The sequence below is a fragment of the Arthrobacter sp. ISL-69 genome (assembly GCF_018613775.1).
In the GTDB taxonomy this organism is placed as follows: Bacteria; Actinomycetota; Actinomycetes; order Actinomycetales; family Micrococcaceae; genus Arthrobacter.
The window spans coordinates 1-20522 of record NZ_JAGGPO010000054.1 but is presented as its reverse complement, the minus strand read 5'-3'; the positions used below and the strand labels follow the sequence as shown (position 1 = coordinate 20522).

The window sequence follows — 20522 nt, the reverse complement described above, 5'->3', positions numbered from 1 at the left end:
ATAATGACCCTTTCGTCAACTAACGGCAGGGGAGGGGAGGGCTCTCACTGGCCGGACGTTCTGCCAGATGCTTCGGCTGCCGGGTATCGCTGTGCGGGGCCTGCTGACGTTAGGGTGAGTCAACTCCGAACCGCGGCAGCTGGGCCATCGGGCGCTGATAGCAGCCCAGATCACAGAGCACCCGATCACGCGTGTCACTAGCCTGATGGCTGAGTACAACTGGACGTTCAGCGGTTTGGGGGGTTCCGCGCAAACTGCCGAACCCTTGGTAACGAATAAGCACAGACGAATCACTACTGGAGCCCAATCGCTACCTGAGCCGGCGCGGCTTTTGGGCGGTATGCGCGTCTGGACTCCGTTCCCGCGTCTGGACTCCGTTCCCGGAGTCCCTTCGGCACGCTGCTTGGTCAATCGTTCCCGATGGTCTCACTCGACCCGGGAGCTGGCTGGGTTTCCCAGAGATCCATGCCGTCCAACCACGTCACAAGTAAAGTGCATGTGCTCTCAAAATGCTCAAACATGAGCTTCCTGGCACCGGAGGAATCACCCATCTCGATCCGGTCAATAACTGCTGTGTGGCCGAAGCGGTTGATCTCGGCCCAGCCTGGAACGGCGTGAAAGGTTGAGTCAAACTGTAGAGGCACCAGTCGTCGTGCCGCCTCGGCAAACCAAAGCAATTTGGGGGCATCGGCCAAGTTGTGGATGGCGGTGTGGAGTTCGGCGTTCAGGTCCAGCGCGTGCTTGCTTTGATGGTCTTCGAGTTTGTGCAACTCAGCGTCCAGGTTGCGAAGGACGACTATGCTCTCCGGAGTGGATCGGGACGCCGCTCGTGCTGCGAGCTCACCTTCGGCGGTGGACCACATGAAGTAGGTGTCGATCACGTTGTCCCGTCGTATTGGCACAACGCGAAAGCCTCGATTGGGCTGATGTACTACCCATCCGTCTCTGGCCAACTGCAGTAAGGCGTCCCGCACCGGGGTGATGCTCACGTTCAGTTTTTCGGCAAGTGGAGCGAGGCGCAGGGCGTCACCGTGTTTGACTTCGCCGCTTAGGATCTGTTCCCGGATTAGGGCTGCAACAGCCTGACCCATCAATTCAAGCTTGAGGCTCTTTTGCATAAAATATAATTTATCATGGCGCTCAGCCGCTCTCTTGATCTTCGCGGCGATTGGTTTTGGGGCTACCTTCCGGGTCGCCATCACCGACCGTGCAGAACGGCTGAGTACAGACGCTATCTCGGCGCCGTGTGGCACCATCCCTCCCATGCCGAAGACGTGAGCTCACCCGACGGGAAACTGTGTTTGTCGTCGACAGGGTCTGGCAACGCCCTGCCTGGCCCATCATTTCTTTCAACCGGGGCGATCAAATCACGGTGCAGGTGGGGTATCTTCGGAACCTGCTTTATGTCGCGGGGTTTTTGGCGTCCAATATCCGCCCTACGGTGTGACGCATGAATAAATGCACCGGCGGCGCCAGTGGGGCCTTCGCTGTTGCCTCTATGGGCGGGGCGTCCAAAGCTCATAACCGGAATCCTTTTCAACCATCATTCTTGCTTCGACGCCGTCAGCGGCTACCCACGCGGTGGCTCCGGGCGCAGCGGCAATTTCCACGACGCCGGTTCTGATATATTTGCTGGCCCTCCAGATGCTCACCCTTACCCCGATCAGCCTGTGCCATTCAAACTGTTGCAGGTTGCTCAAGGCTTTCCTCGTCGTTCTGTTTGAGGAAGGCCAACTGCCTCGCCGAGCGCTTCGGGTCGAAGTCAGCATCCATCACCAGTTCGGGTGTGAGTGGAAGCCGCTGTTCGAGAATCTTCCGGGCGGCCATGTGCTCTGCGGGGCTATTTACCGACTCCACTCCGGTGAGGCGGCCGTCCCTAAAGCAGTAGACCGAGAACTTGCCAGTTGCCGGGTCGCCACGCACGATCGATTCGTCGTCGCTGTGGATAATCCCAGCTATCTGAAGTTTCACCGTTCCCTGCTGGGACCAAAACCACGGAAGGCTATCGTAGGGCGTAGGTTTGCCCGTGAGGGTCTTCGCCAGACTCCTGGCTTGGTCAGTGGCATTCTGGACCGATTCCAACCGGATCCGCGAACCTGTGTGTGGGCTGGGGTAACTGCTGCAGTCCCCCAGGGCGAATATGTTCGGGTCGCTCGTTTGCAGATACGTGTCTACGACGATTCCGTTTTCTATCTCCAGGCGGGCCCGCTCTGCCAGCTCACTGTTGGGAAGGACACCGATTCCGACTACGACGAGGTCTGCAGGGTATTCCGTGCCGTTGGCGCTGACGGCACCGCTGATCTTTCCTCCGGTCCCGGTCAGCGAGGAGATTCCTTCGCCCAGTTTCAGCTTGATGCCGTTATCGGTGTGAACATCTGCGAAATAGCCCGACATGAATCGCGAAAGGACGCGGCCCATGGGACGAGGTCCGAACTCGAGGACGGTAACATCAAGCCCTCGTTTCCGGGCCGCAGCTGCGAACTCCATGCCTATGAAACCCGCCCCGATGACGACAACGTGTTTGGCGCTGCCAAGCTCAGCCTGCAGGGCTATGGCATCATCGAGAGTTCTGAGGTAGCGAATTCCGTCCAGTTTGGAGCCCGGGACGGTCGTTTCCCGGTTGCGGGCTCCGGTGGCGAAAACGAGGTTCGTGTAGGAGAGGGTGGCGCCGTTGCTGGCTACAACGGTTTGCGCCTCCGGATCGACGGCGGTGACCTGCACACCCTGGTGGAACTCCACTGCGCGTTCCCTGAAGAACCTTCCGGCTCTGAGGGGCAGTGCGCTTGCACTTTCGTCCTCAGACATGAAGTCCTTGGACAGTGGCGGCCGTTGATAGGGCAGGTGCGGCTCATCAGCGAACAAGTCGATGGCGCCCTCGTAACCTTCCGTCCTGAGTGAGTCGGCCAATTGCACACCGGCCTGTCCGCCTCCGATGATGACGATGCGGCTCATGGTTCGACCTGAGTCGGCGGAAGATCGACGGCGATCTCAACCAGAGACGGGCCGACTTTTATTTGGCAACCGAGGCGCGAACGTTCGTCGTCGCGAGGGGATGAGGTGACATCGAGCATTTCGTCCTCGTCCTCGTTCATGGCCGGAAGCGCTCCGACGTACTCCTCGCGCACGTAAATGTGGCAGGTTGCGCACATGGCCTGCCCTCCACATTCGCCAATGATTCCATCGACCCCGTTGGTGATGGCGGCCCGCATGACGGATGTGCCGGGGACAGCGTCGATGACGTCTGTGGCGCCACCTGGGTGGTGGTAGAAGATTTTTGGCATGGTTTCGTTCCTAACTGATTGTGCGTGAAGTGTGGGTCAGGCCCTGCGGCCGACCATGACCCGGGCCGCATTGGTGACCATGATCTGGTGGATTGTTTCTTCAGACACACCCCGCGCCCGTATGGCGGGAAGGATCCGGTCGGAGATGTTGGCGTGGTGCCAGTTCGGCGCGTTTTTGGCCCGCCAGGAGGGGGGCGTGTTGATGCTGAAGAACCCGGCGTCGTGCGAGAGTGTCAGGCGATCGGCGTAGCCCAGTTCACAGAGTTTGACGAGCATGTCGATCCGTTGCTCGTCCGGCAGGACTTGTTCCATCCCGAACCTGTCGAGGCCGAGCGTTGATCCGTTGTCCATAAGTTCGCGGAGGTAGCTTAGGTCCGTGCTGTCCCCGCAGTGACCGATGACGAGGTGTTCCAATGGGACACCGAGGGCTTCGAAGAATTTTTGCTGGTCCCTGCCCGTGAAATCCTCAGCGTGGGTATGGGTGGTGATGGTTGCCCCGGTTTCCTGGTGTGCCGCGGCTGCAGCGCGCATGATCCGGTCAACGTCGGGGGTGATCCCGTATTCGTCCGTGGCGATCTTAATCATGGCGGCCTTCACTCCGGTGTCCGCAATGCCGGTCGTGAGGTCTTTGATAAAGAACTCTTCGAGCGGTTCGGAACGGTCCACCATGAGGCCCGGGCCGTTGATCTTGTAGAACATGGGGAGATCTTTGAAGGAGTAGAACCCGGTTGCGACCACGATGTTGATGTCCGTTTCGGCAGCCACCCGCTGGACCCGGGGGATGTAGCGGCCAAGTCCGGGGACGGTCAGATCAACTACGGACCGGATGCCTTTGGCGCTGAGGGCGTTGAGACCATCGATTGCGGTTTGAACCAGTCGTTCTTCGTCCCACTCCGGGTGCGGGTAGTCCTGTTCCAGTTCAGGGTTCTTAGTGAACAGGTGCTCGTGCGTCAGTGTCGTGCCCAGGTCCTCCGCAGCAACGGGGCCTCGGACGGTTTCGACAGTAGTCATGGCTTGCCTTTCTAAAGGGGTTCGGGTCTTTCTTATTTGCCCGCAGCGACTGCGGCCGGCCGGCGCACTTCGCTGATGGCTTTGCGGATCATGGCGAAATCCAAGGCGGCGGTGATCATGTTGAAGCCGTCGGCGGCGAGCTGCTCGGGGTCACCACTGAGCCCGACGATCCGGCCCCTTTCGGCGCACGCTTGGCGGATGCTGCTGATCGCATCCAACTGCAGCGTGTCAGTGGTCTGATCGAAGCTAAGTGGCTGGCCGCCGAGACTCACTCCTAAATCTGCGGGACCGATGTAGACGCCGTCCACGCCTGGCGTGTCCAGGATCTCCTCCAGATTCTTGAGACCTTCGCTGGTCTCGATCATGACCAGACAGATCACTTCCCGATTGACGGTTTGAGGGTCCGATCCGAGGCCATAGCGCGCCCGGATCGGACCCCAGCTCCTGACGCCCTGGGGATAGTAGCGGCAGGCCAGCGCCGCAAGCCGGGCCTGCTCGGCGGTGTTGATCATCGGCACAATGACACCCTCGGCACCCGCGTCCAAAGCCATGCCAATGAGGGCCGTATCGTTGGCGGCGACCCGCACCAGTGGGGTGGTCTCACTGCGTGAGACGGCTCTGAGCATCTCGATCAGGGTGTCGTGGGATGTCAGCCCGTGCTGTTGATCAATGTAAATGAAGTCGAATCCTGCCATGGCGAATTCTTCGGCGATCTGTGCGTTACCCAGAGCGCATGAGAAGCCCACCGCGGTCTCTTCGCTGGCCAGTATGGCTTTAAGCCTGTTGGGACGGCTGTGGACCGTCACAGTTTGTACCAGGCCCGGGCAGTTTCGGACATCAATTTTGCCTTCATCGTCGCAGGGATGATGGCGAGGAGTTCGTCGATGTCGTCGTCATGGCGGTGCGGGTAGTCTGTTGCGAACATCAGAAGGTCTTCGGAGCCGAGCCACTCAATGATCCTCTGCGAATGTTCCCGCGGGCCGAGATCTGCAGGGGCCACGGAGAACCGGACATGGTCCCTGATGATCTCAAGGGGGAGCCGGTCGACCCACGGGGTTTCGCGGCGCAGGCCCTTCCATTTCTTGTTCATGCTCCACCCCCACGTGGGCACCCAGCTGAATCCACCTTCCATGACTGCAACTCTGAGGTCCGGAAACTTCTGGAAGGTCCCTTCGAACACCATGCTGGTGAGCTGGGCAACGTAGACCTGCGTTTCGGCCGCGTACTGTTCTGCGTACCACGAGGCGTAGCCGGTCGGGGATGGTGCGTCCTCTGTGGTGCCGCCCCAGTGCAGGCCGATCACGAGATCATTGCGGGCGGCGGCTTCGTAGATGGGGTTGAAGATCCGCTGACCGTACAGGCGTTCTGAACGAACCGGAAGCATGACCTGGACGAAGCCTGGGTGCGATCCGACGCGGTCTATTTCCGCTGCCGCCGCGATCGGATCGCGTGCCGGGATCACCAGTGATGCTACGAGGCGCGGGTCCTTGTCCAGCCATTCGGCAATGATCCAGTTATTGACGGCGGAAGCCAGGGCTGCCGCCCAATCAGGGTGCCGCAGGGAGTCCACGCCGTAGTAGCAGTTGAGGACTGCGCGGTCGACCTGCCAAGGATCGAGGATGTCGTTTTGGAGCATCGACACCTTTGATGCGGGCATCAAGCCGTCATGGCACCATACGTCCCGCGCGGTCGTGGCTGCCCCGGGCGGGTAGCTCAGGCGGGGACCAGTGGGTCCGTGCCAGCCGCGCTCCTGGGTCCCCTGGACCCATACGGGATCCATGTAGTCGAAGAGGGTTTCAATAGAGGGCACGTTTGCATGCACATCGCAGTCGATGACGGGCCCGGTCCACGAGGTGCTTCTCTGGATGCCGGTGAGCAGGGGTGTGGTCATGGCCTGGCCTCTACTTTCATTTCGGTGGTCACAGTGGGCGGGGGCGCGCAGGCGCCGGGTTTGACGGCAGTTCCGGGCCGTTGCGGCCGCATCGACAGAACCACGTAATCGGACTCGACCGACACTTCGATCGTTTCGGCCCGGTAGGGACCTTTGATCCGCCCCACGCTCCCGCCATCGACTTGATCTGCTACGGCTGTTCCGGCTTCAACGTTCACGGCAAAGGGGCGGGCACGCATGTGTTTGGGATCCCAGTAGGATTGTCCGGTTTTGATGTCGAACTCCCAGTTGTGCCAAGGGCACGTGAGCAGATCCTGTGAGTCATCCAGGGTGATGTGCCCGGGGACTGTGGCTGTCACGGAGTTGACCAGTTGTCCCTGGCACAGGGGGCCGCCGACATGGGGGCAACGGTTGAGCATGCCGTAGTAGGAGCCCTTGATGTTGAAGATGCCCACTTCCCGGCCGCCGACATCGACGATGAGGCGGCTGCCCGGTGGGATATCTTCTACCGGGGCAACCACAAACTTCTGGGGCTTCTTGACGGAAGCTATTGGTTCATTCATATCGTGTTCGCTTTCTGCTTACCGGGCAACGGCGCCGGCGAGGGATTGTTTGCTGAGCCAGGAAGGATCCAGTTCGTGAATCGATGAGCATCCAAGGAGGCGCATGGTGCGGACCATCTCCGTGCGGGTCGTTTCCAGAACATGGGATACGCCGGCTTCTCCGTCGACCGCCAATCCCCAGGCGGGGAGCCGGCCTACCATGACTGCCTTTGCGCCGAGGGCGAGAGCCTTCAGAACGTCGCTTCCGCGGCGGATTCCGCTGTCGAGGATGACGGTGACGTCGTCGCCGACAGCCTCCACAATCTGAGGGAGAACGGCTACGGAGGCGGGAGCGCCGTCGAGTTGGCGGCCGCCGTGGTTCGAGACGATGATTCCGTCCACACCAAGCTTGACCGCGGTGCGCGCATCGGAGGTGCTGAGGATGCCTTTGATGATCAGTGGGCCGTCCCAGTTCGCCCTCATCCAGGCGATGTCATCCCATGACGGGGAATGCGATTCTTTTCCGGTCCGGATCATTTCGGTGAGTTCCATTGGTTTGCCGTTTGCCGTGAGATCGGCAGTGTTAGGCAATACAAACGGCATGCCGTCTCTCATGAACCTGTATACCCACCCCGGCCGGCTGATCATCTTCGGTGCCATCCGGAATATGTTTGAGAGATTAATGCTCATGTTGTAGCTGAAGCCGTTGCGGAAGTCCTTTTCGCGGTTGCCGGACACACTGGTGTCGATTGTTGCCACGAGCCCTTCGTAACCCGCCGCTTTGGCGCGCCGGATGAGGGATCTCATGGCGTCCTGACTGGAGAACTTGTATGCCTGGAACCACTGCGGACCGGGCGTCTCGGCGATTTCTTCTAAGGTGTATCCGGATGCCGAGGTCGCGACGTGGGCGATGCCGGCCTTTGATGCCGCTGCTGCGATGCCGAGATCCCCGTCCGGATGCACTAGCCGCATGCCTCCGCAGGGGGCTGTGAGGATCGGCATCGAGAGGTTAAGCCCCAGCAATTTGGTACTCAGATCGGGTTTCTCAACCCAGGTTGCACCGCGGGGTTCGAAGGCCAAGTCCCTAAAACCGTGGACATTTCTCCGCAGGGTGACTTCGTCTTCGGCTCCGCCGTCGACGTAGTCGAAGATGGCCAGGGGGAGCTGCCGTCTGGCGCTATCCCGGGCGTCGTCGTAGTTAAGGACTCCTGCCAGCCGGCGTTTGCTCAGAGCGTTTGTGATTGCCATGGTTGCTACGCCCCGTTCGGGGAGGGCAGGCCGCTGTTTTCACGAAGCGGGATACCGTAAAGCCTGCTGGCGTTCTCGCCCAGGATGCGGCGGCGGCGATCTTCGGGGAAACTCTCCGGCACCGACTCGTATGGTGAGTCGTAGTCCCAGTGGGGGTAGTCCGAGGAGAACATCAGCCTGTCAGCGAACCCTGAGTCTTCGAACATGCCGAATACGCCTTCGAGCATGTCGGGCCGTTCGGGTTCCTCGAGGGGCTGGGTGCTGAACCAGAAGTGTTCCTTAAGATACTCCGACGGCTTGCGCTGCAGATGGGGCAGCTCGTGGCGGAGTTTTTCCCAGGTCGCGTCCAGACGCCAGCTGAACGGGGCAACCCAGTCCCAGCCCATTTCAAGCATCGCAATTTTGAGCTTCGGGAAGCGGTCGAAAACACCGTCGAAAATAAGGCTCGGCACCAGAGCGAGCGGCAGAACTCCGAAGGCCGCGTGGGTTTCAGCATAGAAGTTCTGGCGTCCGGCTCCCGTGGGCTGCCGTCCCATGCCCGGGACGTGGAACGACAGCGGGATGTCATAGTTTTCGCAAGCCTCGAAAATAGGCCAGTACCGTCGCTTTCCCAGCGGGTCCTGCCCTGAGGGGGACATCAGCACCTGCACAAACTTGTCGCCGAACTCGCCCTCCTTGCAGCGCTGGATCTCCCGCTCACCGCCGGGGAGGTCGCGAGCCACCGTGACGGAAGCCCGGAACCGGTCATCGGCTGCGCACCATGTCTCGGCCAACGCGTTGTTGTAGGCACGGTACAGACTGGTAGCCAGCTTGTGGGGCATGTTCGCTCCGCCGTTGCTGATGATGTAGGTCTGAGGGCAGGTCAGGACAGCAGCGGTCATATCGAACGGGTCCAGCACCTGTTCAACGGCCAGATACGGATCCAGTCCAACCCGTCCGTTGTCATCCACGGCGTCAAGCCGGTGGGTGAATTCACGCTGCGAGGGGTAGACACCGCCGCCCATGGCCCCCAGACCATAACGGCTGATGTAATCCTTCCACTGCTGCGGGAGATGATCGGCCACCTGCGGGTCCGTGGGCAGGGGCATCGGGTGGAAATCCACGTCAATAACCCCAAGTTTGGATCCAGTGGGCGCCTTGGAAACGCTCAGGTCTGTGATAGTCATTGTTTTCCTTCTTGGATTCCTGTCGTGGACGGAATCCCTAGAGCTTTGCTTGGTAGGTTTCCTTGGCCATCAGCACGCCAACAAGTGACAGCAGGCTCACGGCTGCGGCAAAGATGACGACCAGTTCGGAATGGGGGGCACCGCCTGCGGTGATCAACAGCCAGGTGCAGAGAGCGGGAGTCAGTCCGCCACCCAAGGTGCCCGCGATTTGATAGCCCATTGAGGAACCCGTGTAACGAAGGTGGGTGGGGAACAGTTCACCCAGCCATGCCGCCAGGGGTGCGTAGCAAATTGCGTGGGCGATAGCGATGAGAGAGATGGACCAGTAAAGTCCCGCGACGCTTCCGGTGTTCATCTGGGCAAAGAAGATGACACCGGTGACTGCCTGCAGAATAAGGCCGAACCCGACGACCTTCTTGCGCCCGATGTAGTCGGACCAGGTCGCGAAAATCGGCTGCCCGATCACGCCTAGGGCCGCCGCAACTATGGAAGCGGTCAGAAGATCCGACCGCGAGAAACCCACCTGCAGGCCGTAGGAAGCGGCGAACGTGAGATAGACGGCGCTGACGGCAAAGGGGCCAATAACCAACAGGATGGTGACAATCAGTGTCCGCGGGTGCCTGAACACTTCCACGAGCGGAGCCTTTTTCTGAGCGGGAGCCTGTGCCTGCTTCTTCTGTTCTGCAAGGAAGACCGGACTTTCACTCACTCCGAGGCGAATCCACAAACCGATCATGACGAGAACTGCCGAGAGAAGGAAAGGAATGCGCCACCCCCAGGCCAGCAGCTGGTCTTCGGGCATCATCCCGGCAACCAAGGCGAACACGCCGTTGGCAACGAGGATTCCGCCTGTCAGGCCCATCTGCGGGAAGCTGCTGGAGAAGCCGCGGCGCTTGGGGGAGTGCTCCATGGCCATGAGTACCGCTCCGCCCCATTCGCCGCCTGCAGCGATGCCTTGGACGAGGCGGAGTATCAGCAACAGAATCGGTGCTGCCACGCCAATTTGGGCGTAGGTGGGGAGCAAACCCATGGCCGTGGTGCAGACGCCCATGGCCAGGATGGACAGAACGAGCATTTGTTTCCGACCGACCTTGTCGCCGTAGTGGCCCCAAATAGCGCCACCAAGCGGTCGCGCGAAGAACCCAACAGCAAGGGTGGTGAACGCGAGGAATGTACCGACAAGAGGATCGAACTGCGGGAAGAACAGGACGTTGAACACCATCGCCGACGCGATTCCGAACAAGTAGAAGTCGTACCACTCGATCAAAGCCCCGACCAGGCTCGAAAGCAGGACCCTCCGCTGCTCCCGGGGGGTAGAAACAGCCAAATCTGGATCTATGGTCAGGCCGCTCGGCGGGATAGATGTGCTCGTCGTTGAGTCGTCCATTAGGGCCTCCGTGTAACGCCGGGCACTTCCCGGCTTTGAGAAGACTGTAGCTTTTATATTTTATAAAATCAATGCCATAAAGTGAACTGAATCACCTTATTGGGAGTGCATCAGTGTCGAAGTGATGGGTCCGAGGTGCCTCGACCTGGATTGAGGTGCCGGTCTCCTGACGGCAAGTGCTCAACGGCTGAGCACATGCAACGCGCGGATTCGACCGGGCCGAAAAGGCGGAGAGCCGGCCCGAGCACGCTGCCAGTCGGAGCCCCCTTACGGCCGCTCCCCGCCCATTCTTGGGAGCCGATACCCACCTTTCGTCGTCCTCGCGTCGACGCGCTGGCGCCCAGGTGCGCTGACGGCCAGCCCAGCGAGTTAGGGATCGAGAATGGCGCAGGGCGAACTACTTGGTCCATCAGGATGGCTTCGCAACCTGCAACGCGGCGTACCGGGGCGCCGTCGCCCGTACGGGGGCGGACTATCGCCTGGTCATGCGGGATCCCGTACGTTTGGCCATGAGATGTGCGGAGAGGAGGAAACAACCGCCATGACGCTCACCGAATATCACCGAGCGCCTTGCCTCACGGGCAGGCGCTCGTTCGCGGCAGCCGACCGGGCCCCAGCCTTGGCTCCGGAGCGTACTAGCTCGGAGCGGAATGACGTCACGGTCAAGAACGAACGGCCGCGCGCGGAGGGACGCTGCCGACGCGTGAATAGTGGCGGAAAATGGGCAAAAAGGAAGTGTGGACAGTGTCCACACTTTTGGCTTCGGACTCGGCCGTACATCGGTCGGACTGGGCCGGATTGGGGATGTTTGCAGTAGTTCCCAGTGTTGCAAGGGCTGGAATGCAGTTCGAGTCCCACCTTGGGCACAGGTGTTTCCGCAGGTCAGGGGCGGTTTTCTCTGAAATTGGTGCTTTTTCGTGTGGACAGTGTCCACACTCTCGCCTCTGACCTGGTTCTCCGGGGGTGTGTGGGTTCCCGGAGGCCCGTATTCGGTTGTGTGGGGGTGCTGGCTTAGTCCGGTGGGCCGGATCCTGTCTGAACGGGCTTCGTCTGGGAGTTCATCCTTGGTGGTCCTTTCCCGTTGGTTTTCGTCTTCACCAGTTCATGGCGGCTAGGTCCGGATACAACATGACTTGTGGATTATTTGTGGTCGGTGATGGAGACTGAAGGGCCCAGTTCCGATATATCTGTTCTGACTCGTTCATGTCAGGAAGTACGCGGGACGGCATGACGTACCTGCATTTGGGAGACGCCCGTCGACACCTTTCGGTCGGTGGAGCACAAGCAGGAGTGGAATTCTGATCCGGCGCGGTGGGACGCTGCGGTGTTCGGCTGGCTCCGAAACGCCCCGCCATCATCGGCCTCCTCATCCGAATGGCTGGGGCCAAGGATGCTTCAAGGTCTGAGGGCAGGAGGGCCCAGTCTTTGTCCATGTTCCAGCCGGCAACCATTCCGCGGCCGAACATTTGGTCGCTGAGCCTGGCCAGACGGTGGGTCGGCTTGGAGGGCGAGTTCCAGGAACTGGTGGGCTTTGCTGCCGCGGCCTTCCCGCCGGTTGATGAAGGCGACCGCAGTGATTAGCGTTCCGAGTGCTTCGTTCTGCTGTGTGTAGGCGTGGAGCAGCAGCTGCTGTGCCCATTCGACTCGGTACCGCTGAGGCCAGCCATGGGTTTGGGCAAGGAGGACCCGGTCCGTGGGTCCTTCTCCTACAGCGGCTGGCGGCACCGGATGTGTCCGTCAGATTTGGGCGTCGTTCTGATAACGGAGTCACCGCTGGGTTTGAGGGGCCGGAGTGCAACTTGGGGAACCGGGAGCGATCCAAGATTTCGCGAGGAAATAGGCGACAAAGGAGCGCCGAGCGAAGTCTTGGATCGTGAGCGGCGCGTAGCGCCCTGGTTGCGCGCAGGATCCGCCCAGCGATCATGGGGAACAGAATGACAAACAGCACATCCCAGTACGGTGGCCTAATGAACACGTGGGGGACTTTTGCAGCCGTCGCTGTCGGTGCGGCACTGACATTGACTGGATGCAACATCAGACCATCCAACGAGGAAGAGACGCGGACCGCGCTCCGCGAGCACGCGGCAGGTGTCCTGGAGCGGTTCGGGCGGACCATTGATCGGGCAAGCAGCCCTGAGGATCTAGAGCAGCGCATCAAGGGCTTTCCAACCCTGTATGCCTTTGCTTGGGATGACGACATGGAGCCCGTCGCTGACGTGTACCTTCAGCAATACGCAGGCCGCGGTGGCGGCTGGTGGGCCCAGGACTACAGGGTCAAGGCGTGCGTGCGGTATTCGGTAGACGCTGGCGAGCGGGTGATGAAGTCCGTGGATTGCCCTTCGGCGAGACAGTTTGATGAACACGCAGAAGTGGTCCCTATTCCGTAAGTGTGGCGGTCCACCTGCCCCGGTGCGATCGTGGAACCGGGAACCATCCCCGCGCTGGTTCGGGACAACCCTCTCGACGTGTTCTTTCTGCAGCTGGTGATGGAGGTCAAGCCGCCCTCCGGGGCCGTCACTGCCGGCAACGAGGACCAGATGTTCCAGATCTCTAAAGACTTCATGGCCACGCCTGATACCTCCGTCGAGGACTACGTCGACGCTGAACAAGGCTCCGGGCGACTTCGCGAAGTATCGCCCTTCTACTCCCGAACTTCGAGTCCAACTGGTGTCCCGCGAACGACCGTTCATAAAACACAAGCGTTACTTCCGCCGTGAGTCCGGCGCGTCATTGTCTCATCAAGTCTGTCCGTGACCGATGTAAAGGGGGACCCGTGTGGCCGAACAAAGTCGAAGGTCCGGTCAAAGGTCTTCCCGTCTTTCAGCCCATAGGAGACTGACGAGGAAGAACTGCAATTGGTGATTTCGAGGCTCGGTTTGAGCCGCGAGTCAATCCGGTGGGTCACCTCGATAGGTGGCCCCTGGAATGGTCCCAAGAAGCCGGAGGGGCCGAGCCCCATGTTGTCCCAGACCCTCTCAGAGGGAACAGTTCGAAGAACTGGAAATCGACTTCGTGACGCGCAGTTTCCGTTCCTAGTTGATGGTCTACAGATCAATGCGGCGTACCTAGCCACAGGATTTCCGCAGGATTGCCCCAAGTTGCTATTACTGGCGGCTCGGGCAGCATACTTTCATTGTGGGGATGATCGACGGCCGATGAGCTGGTGGCACGTAGGGATACCTCTGCAGAATCGAGCCGACAAAGGTTTCAGGAGAATTATGAAATACCGCAGCATCGCAGCACCCTTGCTCTTGCCCATCATCACTTTCGGGTTTTACGCGCTGGTGTGGAGTGTAAGTACCAAGAATGAAATGAATTGGTCAGGCACGGCCATCCCGACGGCTTGGTTGCTTATCGTGCCGATTGCCAACATTATCTGGTTGTGGAAGTACTCAGCTGGCGTCGAGGTATTCACCAAGAAGGGTGTGGGGCGTCACGCGGCGTTCTGGCTGATGTTCCTAGTGGGTTCCATCGGTTCGGCCGTCGTGCAGAACAAGTTCAACAAGACCATTGATGGTTTCCGGGTAGGTGTTCCTGCCGCAGTTTGAGAACAGCTGAGCGTCCTGCAGGATAACCGGATAGCGCTGGCAGCAGCTGGATATGGTCTGACACAAATTCATAGGGCGGCAGAGTCGGCTCGGCGCCCTACTACAGGGCCACCTAATGCGTGTGTGTTCTGAGGAGGGTCGGTTGTTGAACTGCACCCCGAAAATCGGACTTGGAAATATGAGTCTCGGTTTGGGGAGTGCGGTAAAAGCGCTTCATGGAAAGCATGAAGTCTGGCCGTGCCCCTCCACTGAACTGACTTATTGGCTCAGTTCGCTGGTTTCCCCGAACTACTTATCGAAGGAAGTGCTCCCGTGGCTGGCTATCGTTACAGGTGTCTCAGTGATTGGCCACATGATTAGGGACGCCAGGGCTCTGTGGCTGGATATTGTCGAGGACGTCCGCTGGTATCCCTCGCCCCACAACTCCCAGCCGATGAAGCTCCGGGCCATCAGCGAGACAACGGCGCTCGTTTACTATGACCTCGACCTCGGGCTGCCTGCCGAATCCTTTGGTATCCCTTTCGCCCACGTTTGTGCAGGCGTCTTCCTGGAATCGCTGTCTGTGGTCGCCGCAGCCCGCGGCTACTGGACCATCGAGGCCCTTGAACACTCGGAGATGGATTTCGAGGCCGTAGACCGTTTGCACCTTATTGGCACAGTGCGATTGGAACCGGCCAGCCCGGACGCCGAAACCCTGTCCGCGGCTCGACGTCGGCTGGCTGCCTTCCGGTCCCGACAGACTTCCCGGCGACCCTATGACAGCAGGATCGTGGGCGACGAGATTCTGAAGGGAGCTTCCTCGATCGCCGCCGAGCAGGGATATGATTTCCGCTCGACGGCCGATGCCCGTATGGTCACTTCTCTCGTGCGGATCAATCAGAAAACTCTCTTTTCTGATTTACGCAATGACGCGGTCTACGCCGAGATCATGCAGTGGCTGCGGTTCTCAAAGGATAAAGCGGCCGCACAGGCGGACGGGCTGAGCGCAGAAACCATGATGATGCCGGGCCGGGTGCTTCGCTTCGCGATGCGGAACCGCAGTTTATGGTCCTTCCCGGTAATCGGCGGCGTCATTAGATTCATGTATCTGCGCACAATGCGCGGCGTGCGACAGCTCGGCTGGCTGGAAGGCCCGTTCGCCGAGCCTTCCCAGTTTCTCGAAGCCGGGCGTACCTTCATGCGGGTCTGGCTCTTCTTCTCTGAAAGAGGCGTGTACCTGCATCCCTTCGGTACTGTGATCACCAACCCGGCCTCTCACGCCGAATTTGTTGCGGAGGCTGGAATCGACGAATCCGGCAACAGGATGGCATGGATGCTCTTCAGATTCGGCTACAGTTCCAGCCCTCCAATCGCACACCGGCGCCCCGCCACCTCGATGCTGCTCGGTCTTTCGCCCGAGGTGCCCGACGGACACGTCCCGACAGGAGCTACCCCCCTTGAGTAAAACGCTCATTTTCGCATTCGTCTTTCTGATGGACAGGTTTGTCGGGCTTTTCACGCCGAGGGTGTCCACTCACCGGATACTGTTGATGCCCGGCATTGAGCCTTTCCGGTGGGCAGCCGGACGCTGGAGGGCCTGGCGAACTTTTGAAATGGCGGCGAAACGAGTTCCGGCCTATCGCGCTTTCCTCCTCGAGCATGGTGTGCCTGGAAAGCTTTCCCTGAAGGGCAAGACGCTTGCTGAGGCCTTCGCCGCACTGCCGGAGATGGACAAAGACAGCTACATCAAACGCTGGACCATTCCGGCCCGCAGCGTCGGCGGCGTTCTTCCCCGCCGCGGTGTCGTCGTCGATGAATCTTCGGGGAGTTCAGGCGTTCCCACCAGCTGGGTGCGTGGCCTCGACGAACGGCTTGCCACGCGGCAGCTGCTCCAGGTCGGTTTCTCGCGCACTGCGGAGACGCTCAAGAAGCAGCCGTTCGTGCTCAACTGCTTCTCGCTCGGAGCGTGGGCGACGGGAATGAACGTCAGTACTTCCCTCACGGACGTCACCATGATCAAATCCATTGGCCCGGACCGTGACAAGGTAATCGCCACGATGCTCGAGTTCGGGACGGATTACACGTACATCATCCTCAGTTACCCGCCCTTCCTGAAGGCGTTGTTTGAAGATGACCGTATCAACTGGGAAGCCTACGACATCGTGGCGGCTTTCGGCGGAGAAGGCATCAGCGAGAACATGCGCGGGCACATCACAAAGTACGCCCACAGTGCTTTCGGCTCCTACGGGGCCTCCGACCTTGAGATCAACCTGGCCATCGAGACGGACTACACGGTGGAGCTCCGTCAGGCCATTGCGGCCAACCCTGAATTGTCGGCCCGGCTCACCAGGCAGGCAGAGTACGGTGTGCTGCCGATGATCTTCCAGTTCAACCCTTATGACTACCTGATAGAAACAAACGAGGGCGGAGAGCTGGTGGTAACGATCGTGCGGAAGGAAAACGTCAATCCGCGGATCCGATACAACATTCATGACCGCGGGCACGTGCTGCGCGTGCGCGAAGTCAATGCCGTGCTCAAGGAATTCGGGCTCGGACACGTCATCAGGCAGCAGTTCCTGGATCTCCCACTGCTATTCCATTACGGCAGAAGCGACCTGTCCGTCGACTTCAACGGAGCAGTCGTTGCACCGGATGCAGTGCGCGACGTCCTCAGCGGCGACCAGATCCTTCTTGCGGCCGTTGAGAACCACCGCCTGGTCAGTTTCGAAGACGAGCAGGGAGACCGGCAACTTCACATCGCGCTGCAGCTGACCGCGAAAGCCACCAAAGAGCGCACCCTGGACGAGGTTGCTTACCGGAAATACATCGTGCAGCAACTTAGGGCTCTGAACGGCGATTTCAACAACGCCATCCTCACATCACCTGACACCAGCCTGCCCACGGTTGCGTTCTATCCGCTACACACAGGCCCGTTCAGGTCTGACGGCGCGAAGCTCAAGAACGAGTACGTTTGGCAACTCGGTCCCTCAGCTCCCCAAGACTGGAGCCTGGATCTCACCTTCCAGGCACGGAAGAACCCGGCAGCCGCTGACTGACTCCAATGATGGTTCACGCAATGGCAATTTCACACGGTCGGACAAGTCCCCGGCGCCGGTATAGCAACCGCGGCTTCAAGGGTTCGCTGAGATGCCCAGCTCGAAGGGATCGCCCTGGCCAAGCAACGCGGGGTTTAGAAGTTGCCGTAGATCCGGTCGAACTTGAGCTCGCCCAGCTGCGCGGCGATTCGCAACGCCACCGCGCCGGATAGCGGCAAGTGATTCGGATAGCTGCGCATGAAGGCGGTGGAGCGACGGTCCGGGTTCGGATACACGCTGTCACCGGCCAGCAGAACTCCTCTGCCGCCCGCTCCTGCAGCCCAGTGCACCACCGCGCTGCCCGGGCAGTGCCCCCCGGTCTGGTGCAGTGTCAACCCTCGGCGATAGTTTGACTGCTGGACCAGTATTCGATGATCGGATCCTTGCGCCCCAGCCATCGCCGGTCTGCGTCCGCCACAAGTACAGGGACGCCACCGAGCCGATGCGACCATTCGACCTGCACACCAAACCTGTGTGGATGGCTAGCCGCGATCGCCAGGACCGGGCCTCGCTCTAGTGCTGCCTTCAGATTGCGTGGAGGACCTGCCCAGCGATGATGAGGATTAGGATGACAAACAGCGAAGTTGCTTCTGGTGGGGCGAAGCCTCTCACATACTTGTCTCTAAACCCGAGGGTTATGAAACGATGAAGACAACTTCAAGCACCAGCAGTGAGCGATCGGCCTTGGAGGAATGGACGCATCGGGAGGGACCGGAGCGGCCGGAGGTCTCAGTGTCTGGGCATGGGCGCCGTCCTTGACCACTCTTCGTAGCTTAGGCCGCCGGGCTCAGATGGATCGCTCCAGCCCCGTGAAGGACTACTGGGCAAGAAGCCCAATCGTATGTTTCTTAGGGAGCCTTCTTACGACTCGTCAATGCGGATAAACTCTTGTTCGATCGAGTGCCCTTATCCTCCAGTCGGACCTACCCATGCGCTGAAGTCGCCCCTCCTTCCTTCGCCGCGTTCGTCGTCGTCCTTGCCACATCGACGACAGCGTTTGTACACGGTTCCGTCGTCGGCATGTTCGAGATGCCATTCGTGCCGAATGTTGAGTTTGCACAGCAGGGCCTGGATCATGGCAGCCTCCGATTCGAATCGCAGTGCTCTGTGCTCCTAATGATGGCCTTCCCGCCCTCCCAGGGGAATTGGCAAATGTTCCTCGACCGGCGCACGACGACGATCAGCCCCCAAAGCGTTGCAACGGTTCAGGGGTGCACGGCCGTGCAGCGGTCGGGCTATGTTTCTCGGCTTACCGCCGGTGACCCAGATGGATACACAATCAGATGGCGGGTCGCGTCCGAGCCTTTCGGGCTACCGACGCAGTTGCTGCGTCTCTATCGAGGCCACCACCGCCCATGCTGACCGGCCGCTGGCCCCTGCCGGTAACCGCTAGACCCACCCCGCCATGGACCTCCGCCTCATCTCCCGGGTGCTGTTCCTGCGGGCTGCGTGGCGGAGAAGGGACCACTGGGATGCCCTGTCACTAGGCCAAAGATCAGCACGGTGGTGCTTGACGCCGACAGAATACTTCGTCGGGTCCTTGCCCTGCCGGGACCACAATGTGGCCCCGTTATCGTCCCGAATGCAGACGCAGCGGTAGCCGTCCCATTTGGGCTCATAGCTCAGGTCTCCGGGCAATGTTTTGGTTCGGGGCATTTTCGTTACGGCTTTGGCGAGGCGACTTTCACCGGCGGGGCAAGCCCCGCCGGCAGCCCGGCGCCGGCCACAGCCGCAGGCTTAGCCGTCGTCATCCAGGTCTTCCAGCGCCTCGAGTTCCACCCTGGCCAGCAGCTCGGCCGTGCTGTTGCCCGTGACCTTGGCCAGCTCCTCGAGGGCGACGAATCCGGCCCTGGCCAGCGCGATCGCCAGCTCCGCCAGATACTCAGGCCCGTTGCGCTGTGCCATGTCGTTCAGGACCGCACGCATGCGGACTGACAGTTCGTTGGGGCCTTCGGATTCCTCAGCTGCAATGCGCATCAGCGTCAGCGCGGCCAGCCGCGGATCGTCGTAGATGAGTCCCATGGCCCCACGGTATACGCAGGCCGGGGCTCAGTTGTCGGTGATCGACTCCAGCAGCCACTGCTCCGATAACGGGGCGCGGCGCAGCTCGAAGGTCCGCAGCGCCGAGTTGGAGCCGAGGACTTGGACGCGCCAGTGCTCGACGCTGACCAGGTTCCCGCTTCCGACGGTAGCGTTGCGCCTGGTGTGCCACCAGGAATCCCGGGTGAACCAGTGCTGGGAGGCCGTGTCGGGGTCCACGAGCCAGATCCTTCCGTCGTGACGGATGGCCATCGGGTTGCCTGCCGGGCCAAGCCTGACCTGGACGATGTGGGTTCTTGCCGGGGCTTCGGAACTGATGGTCATGAGGAGCGCATTCTTTCGTGGTTCTTGCAGCGTGCTGATTTAGGCGGCTTTGACGAGGGGGAGTTCGTCCCAGTGTGTGGTGTAGCGGGGGGAGAGCATGTCCCGTTTCATGGTCCAGTCCGGCCCGCCCCTGATCCCGGCGTGGCCCAGGCCGATGGAGCCGCGGCCGTACCGGCGGGTCACGTCTTCGAGCAGTGTTCCGACGCGGCGTTCCTCGTGTGGGTTCTCGAACAGGGCCAGTGGTGCCTGGTTCCCGGTCGGGCGCAGGTCGGTGACCGTGATCCCGGCTCTGGCGTATCGGATTCCCTCGTTGATGAGGGGCAGGAGCGCGTGGGCGGCTTTGGTCAGGATTACCGGGTCCGCGGTGGGCATCGGCAGCGGCACGCACACCGAGGGGTAGGACGTGTCTTTGGGGTTGAAGTGTGATGTGCCGGCGAATGCGGTGAGGACTTTGGCCTGCAGCCCGTGTTTGGCCAGCCGCGCCGCGGCCTGCTGTCCGTAGACGGACATGACCTGTCGGATGCCGGCCGTGGTGGTGATGGGTGTGGCGAAGGAGCGGGAGAAGATCAGCTGGTCCCGCCCGATCCGTTCTTCCTCCATCGGAATGCAGGGGGTGCCCTGCAGTTCCAGGACGGTGCGCATCATGACCACGGAGAACCGGTCCCGGATCATCACGGGATCGGCCCGGGACAGGTCAAGGATCGAGAAGATGCCCATTACGTTCAGCCGTCTGGTCAGCCGGGCCGCCACGCCCTAGATCTCCACCACGGACAGGCGCCCCATAAGAGCCTCCCGAACAGGTTCGGGGACGGAATCCCAGTGGCATACCCCGCCGAACGCCGGGTTGTTCTTGGCCCATTTGTTTGCCAGCTTCGCCAGAGTTTTCGTGGCGGCGATCCCGACGCAGACCGGCACCCCGACGTTCCGCCGCACGGCGGCCTTCATGGCCCGGCCGAGAGCCAGGAGCTCGGCGGGGGTGCCTTTGACGCCGAGGAAGGCTTCGTCGATGC

19 protein-coding genes and 2 pseudogenes are annotated in these 20522 nt (G+C 60.6%); 6 read left to right on the top strand and 15 right to left on the bottom strand.

The window, feature by feature from the left end; translation table 11 throughout:
• Positions 1 to 407 precede the first annotated feature (407 nt).
• The 11 genes from J7I79_RS23325 to J7I79_RS23275 all read right to left on the bottom strand — a co-directional run bounded on the left by J7I79_RS23325 (position 408) and on the right by J7I79_RS23275 (position 10526).
• Positions 408 to 1118, bottom strand: a complete 711-nt coding sequence (locus J7I79_RS23325; protein WP_214957523.1) for a GntR family transcriptional regulator — start codon at positions 1116 to 1118, stop codon at positions 408 to 410.
• Positions 1119 to 1496: 378 nt separating this feature from the next.
• Positions 1497 to 1700 (bottom strand): hypothetical protein, encoded by a 204-nt coding sequence (locus J7I79_RS23320; protein ID WP_214957521.1) that lies wholly within the window; start codon positions 1698 to 1700, stop codon positions 1497 to 1499.
• Positions 1678 to 2952, bottom strand: coding sequence for an NAD(P)/FAD-dependent oxidoreductase (locus J7I79_RS23315; protein ID WP_214957519.1), 1275 nt, complete (start codon positions 2950 to 2952; stop codon positions 1678 to 1680). The genes J7I79_RS23320 and J7I79_RS23315 overlap by 23 nt, the downstream gene beginning before the upstream one ends.
• Complete coding sequence (locus J7I79_RS23310; protein WP_214957512.1) at positions 2949 to 3281, bottom strand: 2Fe-2S iron-sulfur cluster-binding protein; 333 nt, start codon at positions 3279 to 3281, stop codon at positions 2949 to 2951. Before J7I79_RS23310 ends, J7I79_RS23315 begins: the two co-directional genes overlap by 4 nt.
• Before the next feature lie 36 nt (positions 3282 to 3317).
• On the bottom strand, positions 3318 to 4292 hold the full coding sequence (locus tag J7I79_RS23305) for a phosphotriesterase (RefSeq protein WP_214957510.1): 975 nt from the start codon (positions 4290 to 4292) through the stop codon (positions 3318 to 3320).
• A 32-nt stretch (positions 4293 to 4324) separates the two neighbouring features.
• Positions 4325 to 5098 carry an aldolase/citrate lyase family protein gene (locus J7I79_RS23300; protein ID WP_214957508.1) on the bottom strand — a complete coding sequence of 258 codons (774 nt, stop codon included), beginning with the start codon at positions 5096 to 5098 and terminating at the stop codon, positions 4325 to 4327.
• Positions 5095 to 6183 (bottom strand): amidohydrolase family protein, encoded by a 1089-nt coding sequence (locus tag J7I79_RS23295; RefSeq protein ID WP_214957506.1) that lies wholly within the window; start codon positions 6181 to 6183, stop codon positions 5095 to 5097. Before J7I79_RS23295 ends, J7I79_RS23300 begins: the two co-directional genes overlap by 4 nt.
• Complete coding sequence (locus tag J7I79_RS23290) at positions 6180 to 6746, bottom strand: Rieske (2Fe-2S) protein (protein ID WP_214957504.1); 567 nt, start codon at positions 6744 to 6746, stop codon at positions 6180 to 6182. Before J7I79_RS23290 ends, J7I79_RS23295 begins: the two co-directional genes overlap by 4 nt.
• A gap of 18 nt (positions 6747 to 6764) precedes the next feature.
• Positions 6765 to 7973, bottom strand: coding sequence for an alpha-hydroxy acid oxidase (locus J7I79_RS23285; protein WP_214957490.1), 1209 nt, complete (start codon positions 7971 to 7973; stop codon positions 6765 to 6767).
• A gap of 5 nt (positions 7974 to 7978) precedes the next feature.
• Positions 7979 to 9139 (bottom strand): amidohydrolase family protein, encoded by a 1161-nt coding sequence (locus J7I79_RS23280; RefSeq protein WP_214957483.1) that lies wholly within the window; start codon positions 9137 to 9139, stop codon positions 7979 to 7981.
• 37 nt (positions 9140 to 9176) lie between these two features.
• Positions 9177 to 10526 (bottom strand): MFS transporter, encoded by a 1350-nt coding sequence (locus J7I79_RS23275; protein ID WP_214957481.1) that lies wholly within the window; start codon positions 10524 to 10526, stop codon positions 9177 to 9179.
• 1431 nt (positions 10527 to 11957) lie between these two features.
• Between J7I79_RS23275 and J7I79_RS23270 the strand changes: the two genes are divergently transcribed.
• From J7I79_RS23270 to J7I79_RS23245, 6 genes are all read left to right on the top strand, one after another.
• Positions 11958 to 12107 carry a hypothetical protein gene (locus J7I79_RS23270; RefSeq protein ID WP_214957479.1) on the top strand — a complete coding sequence of 50 codons (150 nt, stop codon included), beginning with the start codon at positions 11958 to 11960 and terminating at the stop codon, positions 12105 to 12107.
• A gap of 386 nt (positions 12108 to 12493) precedes the next feature.
• Positions 12494 to 12913, top strand: a complete 420-nt coding sequence (locus J7I79_RS23265) for a hypothetical protein (protein ID WP_214957477.1) — start codon at positions 12494 to 12496, stop codon at positions 12911 to 12913.
• A 30-nt stretch (positions 12914 to 12943) separates the two neighbouring features.
• Positions 12944 to 13243, top strand: coding sequence for a hypothetical protein (locus J7I79_RS23260; RefSeq protein ID WP_214957475.1), 300 nt, complete (start codon positions 12944 to 12946; stop codon positions 13241 to 13243).
• A gap of 501 nt (positions 13244 to 13744) precedes the next feature.
• Positions 13745 to 14074: a DUF4234 domain-containing protein gene (locus J7I79_RS23255; protein WP_214957473.1), complete on the top strand. Its 330-nt coding sequence runs from the start codon at positions 13745 to 13747 to the stop codon at positions 14072 to 14074.
• A 142-nt stretch (positions 14075 to 14216) separates the two neighbouring features.
• Complete coding sequence (locus J7I79_RS23250; RefSeq protein WP_251043203.1) at positions 14217 to 15518, top strand: hypothetical protein; 1302 nt, start codon at positions 14217 to 14219, stop codon at positions 15516 to 15518.
• 148 nt (positions 15519 to 15666) lie between these two features.
• A complete protein-coding gene (locus J7I79_RS23245) occupies positions 15667 to 17109 on the top strand; it encodes a phenylacetate--CoA ligase family protein (protein ID WP_251043202.1) in 1443 nt (480 codons plus the stop codon).
• Between the two features lie 137 nt (positions 17110 to 17246).
• On the opposite strand, the pseudogene J7I79_RS23240 reads toward J7I79_RS23245, so the two are convergent.
• From J7I79_RS23240 to J7I79_RS23225, 4 genes and pseudogenes are all read right to left on the bottom strand, one after another.
• Positions 17247 to 17671 (bottom strand): annotated as a pseudogene (locus J7I79_RS23240) (hydrolase); the annotation flags it as partial.
• A gap of 1214 nt (positions 17672 to 18885) precedes the next feature.
• Positions 18886 to 19170, bottom strand: a complete 285-nt coding sequence (locus tag J7I79_RS23235) for a hypothetical protein (protein ID WP_214957471.1) — start codon at positions 19168 to 19170, stop codon at positions 18886 to 18888.
• A gap of 27 nt (positions 19171 to 19197) precedes the next feature.
• Complete coding sequence (locus J7I79_RS23230; protein WP_214957469.1) at positions 19198 to 19512, bottom strand: hypothetical protein; 315 nt, start codon at positions 19510 to 19512, stop codon at positions 19198 to 19200.
• 39 nt (positions 19513 to 19551) lie between these two features.
• Positions 19552 to 20522, bottom strand: a pseudogene (locus J7I79_RS23225) (DUF4113 domain-containing protein); the annotation flags it as partial.

Bases quoted from the DNA above. Each gene is read 5' to 3' on its own strand.
- J7I79_RS23265 (WP_214957477.1), top strand. From the start codon at position 12,494: ATGAACACGTGGGGGACTTTTGCAGCCGTCGCTGTCGGTGCGGCACTG.
- J7I79_RS23235 (WP_214957471.1), bottom strand. From the start codon at position 19,170: ATGGGACTCATCTACGACGATCCGCGGCTGGCCGCGCTGACGCTGATG.
- J7I79_RS23230 (WP_214957469.1), bottom strand. From the start codon at position 19,512: ATGACCATCAGTTCCGAAGCCCCGGCAAGAACCCACATCGTCCAGGTC.
- J7I79_RS23315 (WP_214957519.1), bottom strand. From the start codon at position 2,952: ATGAGCCGCATCGTCATCATCGGAGGCGGACAGGCCGGTGTGCAATTG.
- J7I79_RS23325 (WP_214957523.1), bottom strand. From the start codon at position 1,118: ATGCAAAAGAGCCTCAAGCTTGAATTGATGGGTCAGGCTGTTGCAGCC.
- J7I79_RS23305 (WP_214957510.1), bottom strand. From the start codon at position 4,292: ATGACTACTGTCGAAACCGTCCGAGGCCCCGTTGCTGCGGAGGACCTG.
- J7I79_RS23310 (WP_214957512.1), bottom strand. From the start codon at position 3,281: ATGCCAAAAATCTTCTACCACCACCCAGGTGGCGCCACAGACGTCATC.
- J7I79_RS23245 (WP_251043202.1), top strand. From the start codon at position 15,667: ATGGCGGCGAAACGAGTTCCGGCCTATCGCGCTTTCCTCCTCGAGCAT.
- J7I79_RS23280 (WP_214957483.1), bottom strand. From the start codon at position 9,139: ATGACTATCACAGACCTGAGCGTTTCCAAGGCGCCCACTGGATCCAAA.
- J7I79_RS23255 (WP_214957473.1), top strand. From the start codon at position 13,745: ATGAAATACCGCAGCATCGCAGCACCCTTGCTCTTGCCCATCATCACT.
- J7I79_RS23285 (WP_214957490.1), bottom strand. From the start codon at position 7,973: ATGGCAATCACAAACGCTCTGAGCAAACGCCGGCTGGCAGGAGTCCTT.
- J7I79_RS23295 (WP_214957506.1), bottom strand. From the start codon at position 6,183: ATGACCACACCCCTGCTCACCGGCATCCAGAGAAGCACCTCGTGGACC.
- J7I79_RS23275 (WP_214957481.1), bottom strand. From the start codon at position 10,526: ATGGACGACTCAACGACGAGCACATCTATCCCGCCGAGCGGCCTGACC.
- J7I79_RS23270 (WP_214957479.1), top strand. From the start codon at position 11,958: ATGTTCCAGCCGGCAACCATTCCGCGGCCGAACATTTGGTCGCTGAGC.
- J7I79_RS23290 (WP_214957504.1), bottom strand. From the start codon at position 6,746: ATGAATGAACCAATAGCTTCCGTCAAGAAGCCCCAGAAGTTTGTGGTT.